General features: G+C 62.7%; 14 protein-coding genes. 4 read left to right on the forward strand and 10 right to left on the reverse strand.

All coding sequences use genetic code 11. From position 1 onward, the window contains the following. Positions 1-110 precede the first annotated feature (110 nt). The 4 genes from O3297_RS13485 to O3297_RS13500 all read left to right on the forward strand — a co-directional run bounded on the left by O3297_RS13485 (position 111) and on the right by O3297_RS13500 (position 4,211). Positions 111-1,172 (forward strand): AI-2E family transporter, encoded by a 1,062-nt coding sequence (locus tag O3297_RS13485; RefSeq protein WP_151096556.1) that lies wholly within the window; start codon positions 111-113, stop codon positions 1,170-1,172. Between the two features lie 293 nt (positions 1,173-1,465). Further along, positions 1,466-1,930 (forward strand): hypothetical protein, encoded by a 465-nt coding sequence (locus tag O3297_RS13490; RefSeq protein ID WP_151096557.1) that lies wholly within the window; start codon positions 1,466-1,468, stop codon positions 1,928-1,930. A 74-nt stretch (positions 1,931-2,004) separates the two neighbouring features. Further along, positions 2,005-3,432 carry a hypothetical protein gene (locus tag O3297_RS13495; protein ID WP_151096558.1) on the forward strand — a complete coding sequence of 476 codons (1,428 nt, stop codon included), beginning with the start codon at positions 2,005-2,007 and terminating at the stop codon, positions 3,430-3,432. A gap of 119 nt (positions 3,433-3,551) precedes the next feature. Beyond that, positions 3,552-4,211, forward strand: coding sequence for a glutathione S-transferase family protein (locus tag O3297_RS13500; RefSeq protein ID WP_151096559.1), 660 nt, complete (start codon positions 3,552-3,554; stop codon positions 4,209-4,211). Positions 4,212-4,217: 6 nt separating this feature from the next. Here O3297_RS13500 and O3297_RS13505 read toward each other — a convergent pair whose 3' ends face one another. The 10 genes from O3297_RS13505 to hfq all read right to left on the reverse strand — a co-directional run bounded on the left by O3297_RS13505 (position 4,218) and on the right by hfq (position 13,135). After that, positions 4,218-4,523, reverse strand: coding sequence for an NIPSNAP family protein (locus tag O3297_RS13505; protein WP_034752016.1), 306 nt, complete (start codon positions 4,521-4,523; stop codon positions 4,218-4,220). Further along, positions 4,520-5,446, reverse strand: a complete 927-nt coding sequence (locus tag O3297_RS13510; RefSeq protein ID WP_151096560.1) for a WD40 repeat domain-containing protein — start codon at positions 5,444-5,446, stop codon at positions 4,520-4,522. Before O3297_RS13510 ends, O3297_RS13505 begins: the two co-directional genes overlap by 4 nt. Beyond that, the gene (locus tag O3297_RS13515) at positions 5,443-5,952 is read right to left on the reverse strand and encodes a GNAT family N-acetyltransferase (RefSeq protein WP_034789022.1); all 510 of its coding nucleotides are present in this window, start codon (positions 5,950-5,952) and stop codon (positions 5,443-5,445) included. Before O3297_RS13515 ends, O3297_RS13510 begins: the two co-directional genes overlap by 4 nt. A 65-nt stretch (positions 5,953-6,017) precedes the next feature. Further along, on the reverse strand, positions 6,018-6,563 hold the full coding sequence (locus O3297_RS13520) for a phosphoribosyltransferase (protein ID WP_034752020.1): 546 nt from the start codon (positions 6,561-6,563) through the stop codon (positions 6,018-6,020). A gap of 66 nt (positions 6,564-6,629) precedes the next feature. Then, positions 6,630-7,943, reverse strand: coding sequence for an adenylosuccinate synthase (locus tag O3297_RS13525; RefSeq protein ID WP_151096562.1), 1,314 nt, complete (start codon positions 7,941-7,943; stop codon positions 6,630-6,632). A gap of 3 nt (positions 7,944-7,946) precedes the next feature. Beyond that, the gene (locus O3297_RS13530; RefSeq protein WP_070254058.1) at positions 7,947-9,107 is read right to left on the reverse strand and encodes an ATP phosphoribosyltransferase regulatory subunit; all 1,161 of its coding nucleotides are present in this window, start codon (positions 9,105-9,107) and stop codon (positions 7,947-7,949) included. A gap of 271 nt (positions 9,108-9,378) precedes the next feature. Then, positions 9,379-10,266 (reverse strand): protease modulator HflC, encoded by an 888-nt coding sequence (gene hflC / locus O3297_RS13535; RefSeq protein ID WP_034789029.1) that lies wholly within the window; start codon positions 10,264-10,266, stop codon positions 9,379-9,381. Next, complete coding sequence (gene hflK / locus O3297_RS13540; RefSeq protein ID WP_070254060.1) at positions 10,266-11,558, reverse strand: FtsH protease activity modulator HflK; 1,293 nt, start codon at positions 11,556-11,558, stop codon at positions 10,266-10,268. The genes hflC and hflK overlap by 1 nt, the downstream gene beginning before the upstream one ends. A 2-nt stretch (positions 11,559-11,560) precedes the next feature. Beyond that, entirely contained in the window at positions 11,561-12,784 is a 1,224-nt protein-coding gene (hflX, locus tag O3297_RS13545; protein WP_034752026.1) for a GTPase HflX, read from the reverse strand. Between the two features lie 114 nt (positions 12,785-12,898). After that, a complete protein-coding gene (hfq, locus tag O3297_RS13550) occupies positions 12,899-13,135 on the reverse strand; it encodes an RNA chaperone Hfq (protein ID WP_008450615.1) in 237 nt (78 codons plus the stop codon). Positions 13,136-13,374: the final 239 nt, after the last annotated feature.

The raw sequence follows: 13,374 nt of genomic DNA on the forward strand, positions 1-13,374 counted from the left end.
CGGCGCCAGGCACGCTCGCGCACAGACTGCCAAGGCACAATTGTATGGCGCGCCGCACCACGCCTCGCTTATGATGGGACAACTCAACCCTTATCATTACGCTACCACCCATGCATACTCTCACGCTGCACCAGAAAGTGTTCTTGCTCCTCCTGAGCATCGTCACCATCGGCTTCGGCTGGATACTGGCGCCGTATGCGGGCGCCATCTTCTGGGGCGTCGTCCTGGCGATCCTGTTCGCGCCCGTGTACCGCTGGCTGCTGCGAAAAACCAGGGGCCGTGCCGGCCTGGCGTCGCTGCTGACCTTGCTGCTCATCGTCGTCATCGTGATCCTGCCGCTGTCGCTCATTTCCGTGTCGCTGGTGAACCAGGCGGCCAGCGTCGTGGAAATGGTGCGTTCGGGCGAAATCACGGTCGCCATGTTCTTCGATAAAATCATGGCAGTGCTGCCGCAATGGCTGATCAACTTGCTCGAGCGCTTCCACCTGACCAGCCTGGCCAGCCTGCAGGACAAGCTGGCCGAGGGCGCCACGCAGGTGAGCCAGGTGGTGGCCGTGAAAGCCATCAATGTGGGCCTGTACACGTTTGAATTCCTCACCAGCCTGTGCATCATGCTGTACCTGCTGTTTTTCCTCATGCGCGATGGCTCCGCCCTGTCAGCCCGTATCAAGGGCGCCGTGCCGCTGAGCCGAAAATACAAGCAGCGCCTGTTCACCAATTTCACCACGGTGATCCGCGCCACGGTGAAAGGCAACATCCTCGTGGCGATCGCCCAGGGCGCCCTCGGCGGCCTGGCGTTCTGGTTCCTGGACGTGCCCGCGCCCCTGCTGTGGGCCGTGCTGATGGCCTTCCTGTCGCTGCTGCCGGCCGTCGGCGCCGCCCTCGTCTGGGCGCCCGTGGCCGTCTACTTCCTGGCCACGGGCGCCATCTGGCAAGGCGCAGGCCTGGCCGCCTTCGGCGTCTTCGTCATCGGCCTGGTCGACAACGTGCTGCGCCCCATCCTGGTCGGCAAGGACACCAAGATGCCCGACTACGTGGTGCTGCTGTCGACCGTGGGCGGCATGGCCCTGTTTGGCCTGAACGGCTTCGTCATCGGCCCCGTGGTGGCGGCCCTGTTCATCGCCTCGTGGGATCTGTTCGTCTCGGCCAGCGAATTCCAGGCCGAGGATTGAGGCGTGGCAATCGGGAGCGTCAGCGTCCCATCCTGCAAAAATAATGGCGACGGAACCCGGCTTGCCGGCGGCGCCCCTTGCGCTTCCCGAAACAGGCTGGAACAGCACGGCGGCAGAGTGTCCGCCTGCGCTGTCCAGCCTCAGCAACTATCCACATGAGACCGGATTTCATATCGACTATCATGTTGCAACAGTGCGTAATTAGCAACAAATGTGAAAATATAGCTTTTGACGCAGTAGGCGCCGCGGCGTAGTGTCGGTCCTCCCGACAACCACGTAATGAGGAGCCTCCCATGGCAAATCCACTGTGCTTAATGATGCCGGCGCTACCCGGCACCAATCCGACCGCCATCGCCGCAACATTGGTGGAATTCCAGGCGAAGATCAATGCCGCCCTTACCACTATCGGTACCGTGCACTTTGCCCGCTTCACCCTGCTGGATCGCTCCCAGCCCAATCTGCTGCCCAACATTCAATCGGCGGGCACTTCCGATAGCCTGATCATCGGCGTGATCACCGAGTATGACGGCAACTTCAACGACTACATCGAAGATTTCGTGGGCCAATTGGGCGAGGTATTCGACGCGCTGCTGCAATTTGTCGTGGGCGGCAAGGCGCTGATTCCTGTTGCCAACCATGTGGCCGCATTTGAAGCCTTCATCACGGCCAACGACGCCGCGCAGCACGTGCCCAATAACGGCCTGTATAGCGCCTATCCGCAGACCGTCCAGAAAATCATCGCCGCATTCCGAACCTGAGCCGAAAGCCACGCCGGGGCTGCGCAAGCGGCCCCACCACCCTGCCAGCCACCACCCCAGCCCCCGGAGACAGCATGGCCGATTCCACCATCGATTACGACGACGTGCAAGGCACGATCCTGCGCGGCTACCGCGTCAACCTGGCGCGCCATTTCATCTTCAGCATCACGGATGCGGCGCAGGCACGGCGCACCATCGCGGCTCTGCTCGACGGCAGCGACGGCTTGCCGTCCATTACCACCGCGCGGCACATCCACCCCAAGCCGCCCTGCTTCCTGAATCTCAGCTTTACCGCTCCCGGCCTGTCGGCGCTGGGCGTTGCCGCGACCGACCTGACCACCTTTGACCAGGCATTTCAACGGGGCGCGGCCGATCCGGCCAGCGTCACTGCCGTGGGCGACGTAGGCGACAGCGCCCCCGAACACTGGCTCGGCAACCTGGGGCCGGCTACCCAGCATGGCCAGGTGCATGCGCTGCTGAGCCTGTGGGTCAGCGAATCGACGGAAGTGCTGCAGGCAACCTCGGCCACACTACGCCGCGCCTTTGCCACCGGCTGGCGCGAACTGTATGCGCACGACGGCGTGGCCCTGCCAGACAACCGCGTGCATTTCGGCTACCGCGACAGCATCGCCCAGCCCGACGTCGATGGCGCCCCGCAGCGCAAGCGCGAACACGACCCTGACCCGCTCAACAGCGTGAAGACGGGGGAATTCCTGCTCGGCTATCCGAATGAAAACGGCGGCACCTACCAGGTGCAGCCGCCGCAGCTATCCACCAATGGCAGTTATGCCGCCTTCCGCATCTTGGAGCAGGACGTGCCCCTGTTCGACAGCATCCTGAGCCAGGGCGCGGCCAGTTCCGGACTCACGACCGAAATGGTGGCCGCCAAGATGTGCGGACGCTGGCGCAACGGCAATCCGCTCGTGCTCAGGCCGGACGAGGCCGGGCCCGTGCTGCCGGACGCCAGCCTGAACCGCTTTCACTATGTCGATGGACAGCCGGACCTCGATGACACGCTGGGCCTGAAATGCCCGATCGGCGCGCACATCCGGCGCAATAATCCGCGCGACGAAGCCGTCGTGGGCGCCTCCGCTCGCCACCACCGCATCGTGCGGCGCGCCATGCCCTACGGCAGCGAATATGATCCGGCAGCGCCCATCGCAGCGCAGCGCGGCCTGGTCGGCTATTTCATCAATGCCAGCCTGCGCAATCAGTTCGAATTCCTGATGAAGCAATGGAACAATGACGATGCCTTCGTCAAATCGGCCGTCGGCCCGGCCGGTCCCGAGGCGGGCGATGCCACGTTCAACATCAGCGGCCAGGACGTATTCCTGGGCATCAACGACCCGGCCGTCAGTTCCTTCACCTTGCCCGGCGTGGGCGCGAAGGGAAGCGGCAATACCGAACTGCAGCATTTCTCGCGCAGCGTCATCACGCGTGGCGGCGTGTATTGCTTCTTCCCCAGCATCACGGGATTGCGCTACCTGGCGAACCTCGGCTAGGCGGGCGCGCCACGGGGGCAAGCGGGAACGGCGCGGACCGCTTGCATTGATCCTGTCATTGCACTATCGTTGGCACACGCGCGTGTTGCCAACCTTTCACAATGACAGGAGTTCCCACCGTGTCGCTGATCCTCTACGGCCATCCCTTTTCCTCGTACACGCAGAAGGTGCTCATCGCCCTGTACGAGAACGCCATCCCGTTCTCCTTCCGCTGCCTGGCGCCGGACATGCCGCAGCACCTGCAGCAATGGCTGGAACGCTGGCCGCTGCGCAAATTTCCGCTGCTGGTGGACGGCGAGCGCAACGTCGCCGAGACCAGCATCATCATCGAATACCTGCAACTGGCCCATCCCGGCCCGCTGCGCCTGCTGCCGGACGATCCGATGCAGGCGCTGGACGTGCGTTTTCTCGACCGCTATTTCGACCTGCACGTCATGACACCCGTACAGCATGCCGTCGGTGCAGCCCTGACCGGCGACCCGGTGAAGACAAGGGAAGGCCGCGCGTTTGCCGGCGAAAAGCTGGACCTCGCCTACGCCTGGCTGGAAGAGTACCTGGCCGGCAGGACGTGGGCCGCCGCCGACCACTTCAGCCTGGCCGACTGTGCCGCCGCCCCCGCGCTGTTCTACGCGGACTGGACCCAGCCGATTCCCGCAACGCTGCCCCTGCTGCGCGCCTACCGCGCGCGCCTGCTGGCCCGCCCATCGTTCGCCCGCGCGGTGGAAGAGGCGCGCCCATACCGCCACCTCTTCCCCCTGGGCGCACCACAGCGCGACTGACCCTGTTCAGGCAAACACGGGGCGGAAAAAACTGCGCTCGTAGCTGACGATGCAGCGCGTCTCCTCGGCGTAGCGGAAGGCGGCCTGGCATTCGGCGTCCTGCATCGAGTCGCTGCGGTACTGCTCGTACAAAGCCAGGCTGGGAAACGAGAACATGGCCAGCGCCACGTTACTGGCGCCTTCGGAGGGTAAAAAGTAGCCGTGGTGCTGGCCGCCGAAACGTTCGACCAGCGGTATCCACAGCTTGCCGTAGGCTTCGAATTCCCGCAATTTATACGGGTCGATGATGTAACGCAGGTAACAGGTGATCATGCGCTTTCCTTGTGAAGGTTCAGATCCATCAGCATGCCAGCTTCCCAGGAACCGATGGCGGCCAGTGGCGAGCCAGGCAAGAAGTCCAGCGCGCAGGGATAGGCAACGGCGTGTTCGGCAAGCACGCCGAGTCCCGGCCAGGCGTAGAACAGCAGCTTGCCCTTGCCGATGCGCCCCAGCGCGCTGCCGTCGGGCAGCCAGCGCAAGGCGTCGCCCGTACCGCCGCCCGCCTCCACGGCCACCGTGGCCAGCCGGCGGCCATCGTCCAGCGCATGCACGGACAGACATTCTTGGCCTTCAGCGTAATGCAGCACGGCCAGGAGCGTGCCATCGGGCGACGGCGTGCACGACGCCAGCTTCGGCAGCGACAGCACCACGCGGCCGGCGCCCGCCTGCAGCGGCCAGTCCCACACGCTGCAATAGTCGGGCAGCTGCACTTGCCCCTCTTCCACCGATTTGACGCCATGCAGGAGCAGCAAACGCCGTCCGCCATCGATAGCCCACATGCCGCGCAGCATCTCGCCCGGGTGCGCCTGCGTGAAGAGCGCCTCGCCCGTTTGCGCGTCGCGCACCCGCAGGCGGCCATCCCAGCCGCCGTCGGCAAGATACCGGCCGCACGGCGACCACGCGGGACCGCAGCCTTCGCCATCCTTCTTGTTCTGGAAATTGAACAGCAATTGTCCCGCATCGGCATCCACCACGGCAATCTGGCCCGTCGTGCTCTTGATGGCCAGCCGGCTGCCGTCGGGCGAAAAGGCCATGCCCGACATGTGCGCGATGAATTTGCCGCGCCACAGCTTCTGGCGCGCCGCCACGTCCCACAGCACCAGGTCGCGCCCCAGCACGGCCAGGCGCGTGCCATCGGGTGAAAACCGCACGCCGTAGCTGCAGCCCAGCTTCAAGGGCTTGCGCATCGCCGTCACGGGCGCGCCAGGCGGTACACGACGCAATCGAGGTCGTAATGGCGCCCCATGCCCACGTATTGCATGCCCAGGCGCGTCATGACCTTGATCGAGGCGGCATTGTCGGGATGGGCCACAGCCACCACTGCGGGCGCGCCGACGACATCGAAAGCATGTGCGACGATGGCGGCAGCCGCCTCGCTGGCATAGCCCTGGCCCCAGCCTGTACGCGCCAGGCGCCAGCCGATTTCATGCGGTTTAGTCTTGTCGCCATCGAGATGCTGCAGGCAAGCCATGCCCACCATCTCGCCATCATCGAGGCGTATCAGCGCCCACCACGAATAGCCCCACTCGGCCCAGCGGCCCGTGATGCGCGTGACGGCCGCGCGCGTATTTTCTTCCGTCTCGGGCTGGCCCGCATTCAGATAGGTCATCACCTCGGGATCCGTGTTGAGGGTGCGCATGCGCTCGTAGTGCTGCTCGGTGATGGGTTCCAGGCGCAGGCGCGCCGTCGTCAGTATGGTCATCGCATTTCCTTGGACGAAAAAAAAGACGATACACGATCGTCTTTTTTTTGCAAGCGCACACGCGATTACTTGCCTGCTTCGCCCTTCTTGATCCACGCCGCCAGCTGGTGCGGACGCAGGCCGTCGTAGTCTTCGAACGGCTGGTGGATCCACGGATTGTGCGGCAGTTCGTCCAGGAAGTAGTCAGGACGCACGACGGAGCAGCCTTTCAGCCAGATCACGGCCGATTTGACTTCGGTCACGTCAGGGAAGTTTTCCTTCAGGTGACGCGTGACCTTGTCCAGGGTGACGCCCGAATCGGCCAGGTCGTCGACCAGCAGGATGCGGCCAGCCAGCGGGCCCTTGGTCATGGTCATGTACTTGGCGATATCGAGGTCGCCGCGCACCGTGCCCGCGTCTTCGCGGTAGGAGCTGGTCGACAGGATGGCCAACGGCAAATCAAAAATGCGCGAGAACACGTCGCCGGGACGCACGCCGCCGCGCGCCAGGCACAATACCTGGTCGAATTTCCAACCCGATTCGTAGACCTTGAGCGCCAGGCGCTCGATCAGGCGGTGGTATTCTTCCCAGTTGACCCAGAGATGTTGATCGTTCGATTGTGGGGTAGTCATGATAGTGGAATCTTATTATTAGCGTGATTAAAAAAATCCGCCTTGCGGCGGATTGTGTCCAGCAGCTTACTCGAATGGGTGGCGCAGCACGATCGTTTCTTCACGATCCGGACCGGTCGAAACCATGTCCACCGGCACGCCGACCAGTTCTTCGATGCGCTTGATGTAAGCGCGCGCCGTTGCCGGCAGGGCCGCCAGCGATTTCGCGCCGACCGTGCTTTCCGTCCAGCCTGGCATCTCTTCGTACACAGGTACGCAACGGGCGGCTTCTTCGGCGCCCGATGGGAAGATGTCCGTGGCCACGCCGTCGATGGTGTAGCCGGTGCACAGTTTCAGCGTTTCGATACCGTCCAGTACGTCCAGCTTGGTCAAGCACATGCCCGTCACGCCGTTGATCTGCACGGAGCGGCGCAGCAAGGCAGCGTCGAACCAGCCGCAGCGGCGGGCGCGGCCCGTCACGGTGCCGAATTCATGGCCGACTTGCGCCAGGTGGTGGCCGACGCCCGCATCCGTTGGCAATTCCGACGGGAACGGGCCAGAGCCGACGCGCGTCGTGTAAGCCTTGGTGATGCCCAGGATATAGTGCAGCATGCCAGGACCGACGCCCGAACCGGCGGCGGCATTGCCGGCCACGCAGTTCGACGAGGTGACGAACGGATAGGTGCCGTGGTCGACGTCGAGCAGGGAACCCTGTGCGCCTTCGAACAGCAGGTTCGCGCCGGCCTTGTGCGCCTTGTACAGCGCGCTCGACACGTCGGTGACCATTGGGCGCAGGCGCGGCACATAGGCCAGCGCGTCGTCGAGGGTCTTCTGGTAATCGATGCGCGGAGCTTTCAGGTAGTGCTCCAGCACGAAGTTGTGGTAATCGAGGTTTTCCGCCAGTTTTTCAGCGAAACGGCTCTCGTTCAGCAGGTCGGCGACGCGGATGGCGCGGCGCGCCACCTTGTCTTCGTAGGCCGGGCCGATACCCTTGCCCGTGGTGCCGATCTTGGCCGCGCCGCGCGCAGCTTCACGGGCCAGGTCGAGTGCCGAGTGGTAAGGCAGGATGATCGGTGCGGCGTCCGACACTTTCAGGCGCGAGGCGACTTCGACGCCAACGGCTTCCAGCTTGTCGATTTCGCGCAGCACGTCCGGCACGGAAACGACCACGCCGTTACCGATGTAGCAGGCGACGCCTGGACGCATGATGCCCGACGGGATCAGCTGCAGCGCGGTTTTCACGCCACCGATGACCAGCGTGTGGCCTGCATTGTGGCCGCCCTGGAAGCGCACCACACCTTGGGCGTGATCGGTCAACCAATCGACGATCTTGCCTTTACCTTCATCGCCCCATTGGGTGCCGATGACAACAACGTTCTTTGCCATAATTTTCTTTGACATCACTCAACCTAAGTTTTTAAGAATCCAGCTACTACCATTATCGGCAAGTACCAGCACGCGATCGCACTCGAACTCGTCTTGTTCATTACTGTGACCCGGCATACTCTGGATCACGACCTCGCCCGCCTTGCGCAACTCGGCGATTTTTTCCTTCAATTCTGGCGCGCTGCCCCACGGCGCGCGGATCGAATGCTTCCGTTCCGCGGTCGGCAACAGGCGCGCCAGTTCGCGCAAATCGAGCGAGAAGCCGGTCGCGGGACGAGCCCGGCCGAACGCTTCGCCGACGTGGTCATAACGGCCGCCGCGCGCAACCGCGTTCGGCAAGCCAGGTACATACAGCGCAAACATCGCGCCACTTTCATATTGGTAGCCGCGCAGGTCGGCCAGGTCGATCGCCACTTCGGCGCGGCCCAGCGCGGATCCTGCCAGCGCGGCCAGTTCGGCCAGCGCCTTGAGCACGCCCGGCAGCGGCGGCAGCACTTCGCGCGCACGCGCCAGCACGTCGATGTCGCCATACAGGTTCGGCAAGGCCAGCAGCGCATCGCGCGTCACGGCGTCATAGCCGGCCGTGAGGGCGCGCAGGCCCGGCGCATCTTTCGCGCGCAGCAGGGTGTACAGCGCAGCTTCGTCGCGCTCGGCATTGGCGTCTTGCGCAATGATAGCGCGCAACAGGCCGACGTGCGACAAATCCAGGCGTACCGCGTCGAATCCGGCCAGTGCCAGCGAAGCGAGCGCCAGTTCCTGGATCTCGGCATCCGCTTCCAGGCCGGCGTGGCCATAGATTTCGGCGCCGATCTGCAGCGGCTCGCGGGTGGCGTGCAGGCCCGACGGACGGGTATGCAGCACGCTGCCGGCGTAGCACAGGCGGGTGACGGTGGCACGGTTGAGCAGGTGCGCGTCGATGCGCGCCACTTGCGTCGTCATGTCGGCGCGCAGGCCGAGCATGCGGCCCGACAGCTGGTCGACCAGTTTGAACGTGCGCAGGTCGGTATCCTTGCCAGCGCCAGTCATCAGCGATTCCAGATACTCGAGCAGCGGCGGCATCACCAGTTCATATCCGTATAGACGGAAATTATCCAGCATGAGGCGGCGCAGCTCTTCGATCTTGCGCGCTTCCGACGGCAGAACATCGGCAATATTTTCGGGCAAAAGCCAATTCGGCATGAGGGAGCGAGATACGGAAGAAAGTTGAAAAAATGCATCATGCGAGGCAGCGGCAGGCGCGCCAGGCAAGAGGCCGAACCTGATATTTTACGCGAAAACACGGGCCTTTAGGGATAAGTTGTCCGAAACGCTGCCGCACAGCCCTAAAAACACCGCATTTTACGCCTTCCCGCAACAGCATGGCGGACACAAAAAAAACGGGGCCGGCATTGATGCCGGCCCCGCTGCTGCCGCACCCGTCCTTGCGGCCGGGCGCAGTCTCGATGCTGCCTTACTTCTTGGCCGAACCGGCTGCGCCGCCGCCCTTGAAGTACTTGAAGAATTCCGAACTCGGATCGACCACCATCACGTCGCCCTTGTCCTTGAACGTGGCGCGGTAGGCTTCCAGGCTACGGTAAAACTTGTAGAACTCCGGATTCCTGCCAAACGCTTCCGCATAGATCTGCGATGCCTTGGCATCGCCCTCGCCGCGGATCTTCTCGGCTTCGCGATACGCTTCGGCCAGGATCACCGTGCGCTGCTTGTCGGCGTCGGCGCGGATTTTCTCGGAGTCGGCCGAACCGGTCGAACGCAGCTCATTGGCCACGCGCACGCGCTCGGACTTCATGCGCTCATACACGGAGTTGTTGATCTGCTCGACGTAGTCGACGCGTTTCAGGCGCACGTCGACGATTTCCACGCCGATGGCCTTGGCTTCCGCCGAGACCTTCGCCAGGATCGCTTCCATCACCTTGCCGCGCTGACCCGAGATCACTTCGCGCACGGTGCGCTTGGTGATTTCATCGTTCAGCGCTGCCTTGACGATTTGCGACATGCGGTTGCGGGCCGGCTTTTCATCGCCGCCAAAGCTGCGGAAATACAGGCGCGGGTCGGCGATGCGCCACTTCACATACGCGTCGACGAGGATGTTCTTCTTTTCGGCCGTGATGAAGCGTTCCGGTTCCGGCGTATCCAGGGTCAGGATGCGCTTGTCCAGGTACAGGACGTTCTGGAACGGCGGCGGCAGCTTGAAATACAGGCCCGGCGTGCTGATGACTTCCTTGACTTCACCGAGGGCGAAGACGACCGCATACTTACGCTGGTCGACCACGAACACGGTCGAGGACAAGAGCATGATCGCGATAAAGCCCGCGATCAGGGCGGCTACGATACGGTTCATTAGCGGCTCTCCCGTTCACGCGAAGAGCGGCTGTCGCGGCGCGTATTGACTTCTACTGTCGGCATGGCTTCCTGTGGCAAAACGGTGTTGGCTGCGGGTGTCGCGGCAGCACGGGCGGCGGCAGCGGCGGCATCGGTGGCAGCCGTCTGGGCGATCAGCTTGTCGAGCGGCAGGTACAGCAGATTGCTGCCCGTCTTCGCGTCAACCATGACCTTGCTGGCACTGCTGAACACTTGCTGCATCGTTTCGAGGTACATGCGGTCGCGCGTGACAACCGGCGCCTTCTGGTACTCGACCAGCACCTGCTTGAAGCGCGAAGCATTACCGGCGGCGTTCTCGGTCACCATCGCGCTGTACGCGGCCGCTTCCTCCATCAGGCGGAATGCGGCGCCGCGGGCTTTTGGAATGACGTCGTTGGCGTAAGCCTGGCCTTCATTCTTCTGGCGCTCGCGGTCCTGGCCTGCCTTGACGGCATCGTCGAAGGCGGCTTGCACCTGCTCCGGCGGCTGCACGGCCTGCATCGTCACGTTGGTGATGACGGCGCCGACCTTGTAGCGGTCGAGAATCTGCTGCATCAGCTGCTGCGTATCGTAAGCCACCTTTTCGCGGCCCTCGTACAGCACGAAGTCCATCTTGCTGCGGCCGACGACTTCGCGGATCGCCGTTTCGGCGACCTGGCGCAGGGTGTCTTCCTGGTCGCGCGTGTTGAACAGCCACGCCACGGGATCTTTCAGGGTGTATTGCACCGCGAACTGGATATCGATGATGTTTTCATCGTCCGTCAGCATCAGCGACTCGCTGGCCTGCTTGTTGCGCAGCGACTGGCGGTAACCCACTTCCACCGTGCGCACCTGCGACACGTTGACGGTTTCGTCGGTCTGGAAGGGATACGGCCAGCGCCAGTTGAAACCGGCCGGCGTGGTGTGGCTGTACTTGCCGAACGTGAGCACGACGCCGTTCTGGCCCTCTTGCACGATGAAGGCGCCGCTGGCGAGCCAGATGAAGACGGCGATCACGCCGACCACGCCGGCGGTGATGCCGGCGCCCTTCATGTCGGGACGCGGACCACCGCCGCCACCGTTGTTATTGCCGCCGTTGTCGGGACGGTTCTTCTGTCCGAAAAAGGCGTTCAGGCGCTGATTGAAATCACGCCACAACTGATCGAGGTCCGGCGGACCTTCGCCGGGCTTTTTGCCTTCTTGGGCTTTCTTGCCGTCGTCCTTGCGATTGCCCCAGCGGGGATCGTTCAGGGACAACTTCAAGCCTGTTTTTTTGAGTAGGGAGACAAGCATAACTATCGTGTTCCGACTTGGGAGTGGGTGGAAATCCTATCGTCCTCGCCAGGCTCTTCGTCCTGGTCCGGGGCGGCGCCATCGTGCTGGTCGTACTGACCGTCAAACTGATCTTCCTGCGGTGCTTCATCGTTCTGGTACAGGTGGGCCGAACCGGGCGCCTTCCTGGCCATCTCGACTATCGCATCGCGCAGCAGGTCGAGCCCGCTGCCCTTCTGCGCACTGACGAACACGCGACTGATCGTAGCATATTCGTCGCGCTCCACCGAAGGCTCCAGCCCGGCCGCATCGATCTTGTTCCACACGAGGATTTGCGGAATATGATCGGCGCCGATCTCTTTCAAGACCAGGTTGACCTGCTCGATCTGCTCCATGCGCACCGGCGACGCGGCGTCGACGACATGCAGCAGCAAATCGGCATGGATGGTTTCTTCGAGCGTGGCGCGGAATGCCGCCACCAGCTGGTGCGGCAATTCGCGCACGAAGCCGACCGTGTCGGAGATCACCACGTTACCCACTTCCTGGCCCAGGTAAACCCGGCGCGAGGTGGTGTCGAGGGTGGCGAACAACTGGTCGGCGACGTACACGCCGGCCTTGGTCACGGCATTGAACAGGGTCGACTTGCCGGCATTGGTATAGCCGACCAGGGACACCGAGAATGTGTGATTGCGGCCGCGCGCGCGGCGCTGCGTTTCGCGCTGCTTGTGCAGCTTTTCCAGACGGGCGCGCAAGGCCTTGACGCGGTCGCCGATCAGCCGGCGGTCGGTCTCGAGCTGCGTCTCGCCTGGACCGCGCAAGCCGATACCGCCCTTTTGCCGCTCAAGGTGAGTCCAGCCGCGGATCAGGCGCGTGGCCAGATGCTGCAGCTGGGCCAGCTCGACCTGCAGCTTGCCCTCGTGGCTCTTGGCGCGTTGCGCGAAGATGTCGAGGATCAGGCTGGTACGGTCGAGCACGCGCACATTCAGGCGCTTTTCCAGATTGCGCTGCTGGGCGGGTGAGAGGGCATGGTTGAAAATGACGATTTCCAGGCCATCGTTGACGACGACGTCGCCAATTTCATCGGCCTTGCCGCTGCCGACGAAATACGCGGAATCGGGACTGGATCGCTTGGCCGTGATGGTGGAAATCGGGTCCGCGCCAGCCGAACGCGACAACAGCATGAGTTCCTCCATGCTGGCGGCGAAGTCGCTGTGACCGAAGTCAACCCCGACTAGTGCCGCGCGCATGATGGCATCTGATGAGTTGCGGCGGACGCCGACGCCGATGCAAACGCATCAGCGCCGCTGGCGCGGACGGGGGCGATAGAGGGTGAAAGGCGCTGGGCCGTCAAGCTCAACGCTTTACTCCGCTTCAGATTCAATATTGAGATTGACGGCACGGGCCGGCACCACTGTCGAGATGGCATGCTTGTACACCATCTGTGTCACCGTATTGCGCAGCAATACGACATATTGATCGAACGATTCGATATGGCCCTGCAATTTAATGCCATTAACCAGGTAAATCGAGACAGGAACATGCTCTTTGCGTAATGCATTGAGGAATGGGTCTTGTAACAGTTGCCCTTTGTTGCTCATAACAGCTCCGTTGTTTATGTTGTTGTGTAAGAATTGGAGGCGACTCGCTTGATTTCAAGTGCTCTCACACCTTTCAAAGAAAGAAAGATGCGTCATAGCTACTGTAACCTGTTTTCGCGATCGCTGTCGCGCATGGCGCATTAACACTTTATTATTCTCGTGCAAAAGCCATTGAATTGGCTGTCGGCGCCGCATTATCTCTGCGGCGCCTTAATATGCACTTAATTCAGCATTTAAAT

The sequence above is a fragment of the Janthinobacterium sp. SUN128 genome (genome assembly GCF_030587275.1).
GTDB lineage: Bacteria > Pseudomonadota > Gammaproteobacteria > Burkholderiales > Burkholderiaceae_D > Janthinobacterium > Janthinobacterium lividum.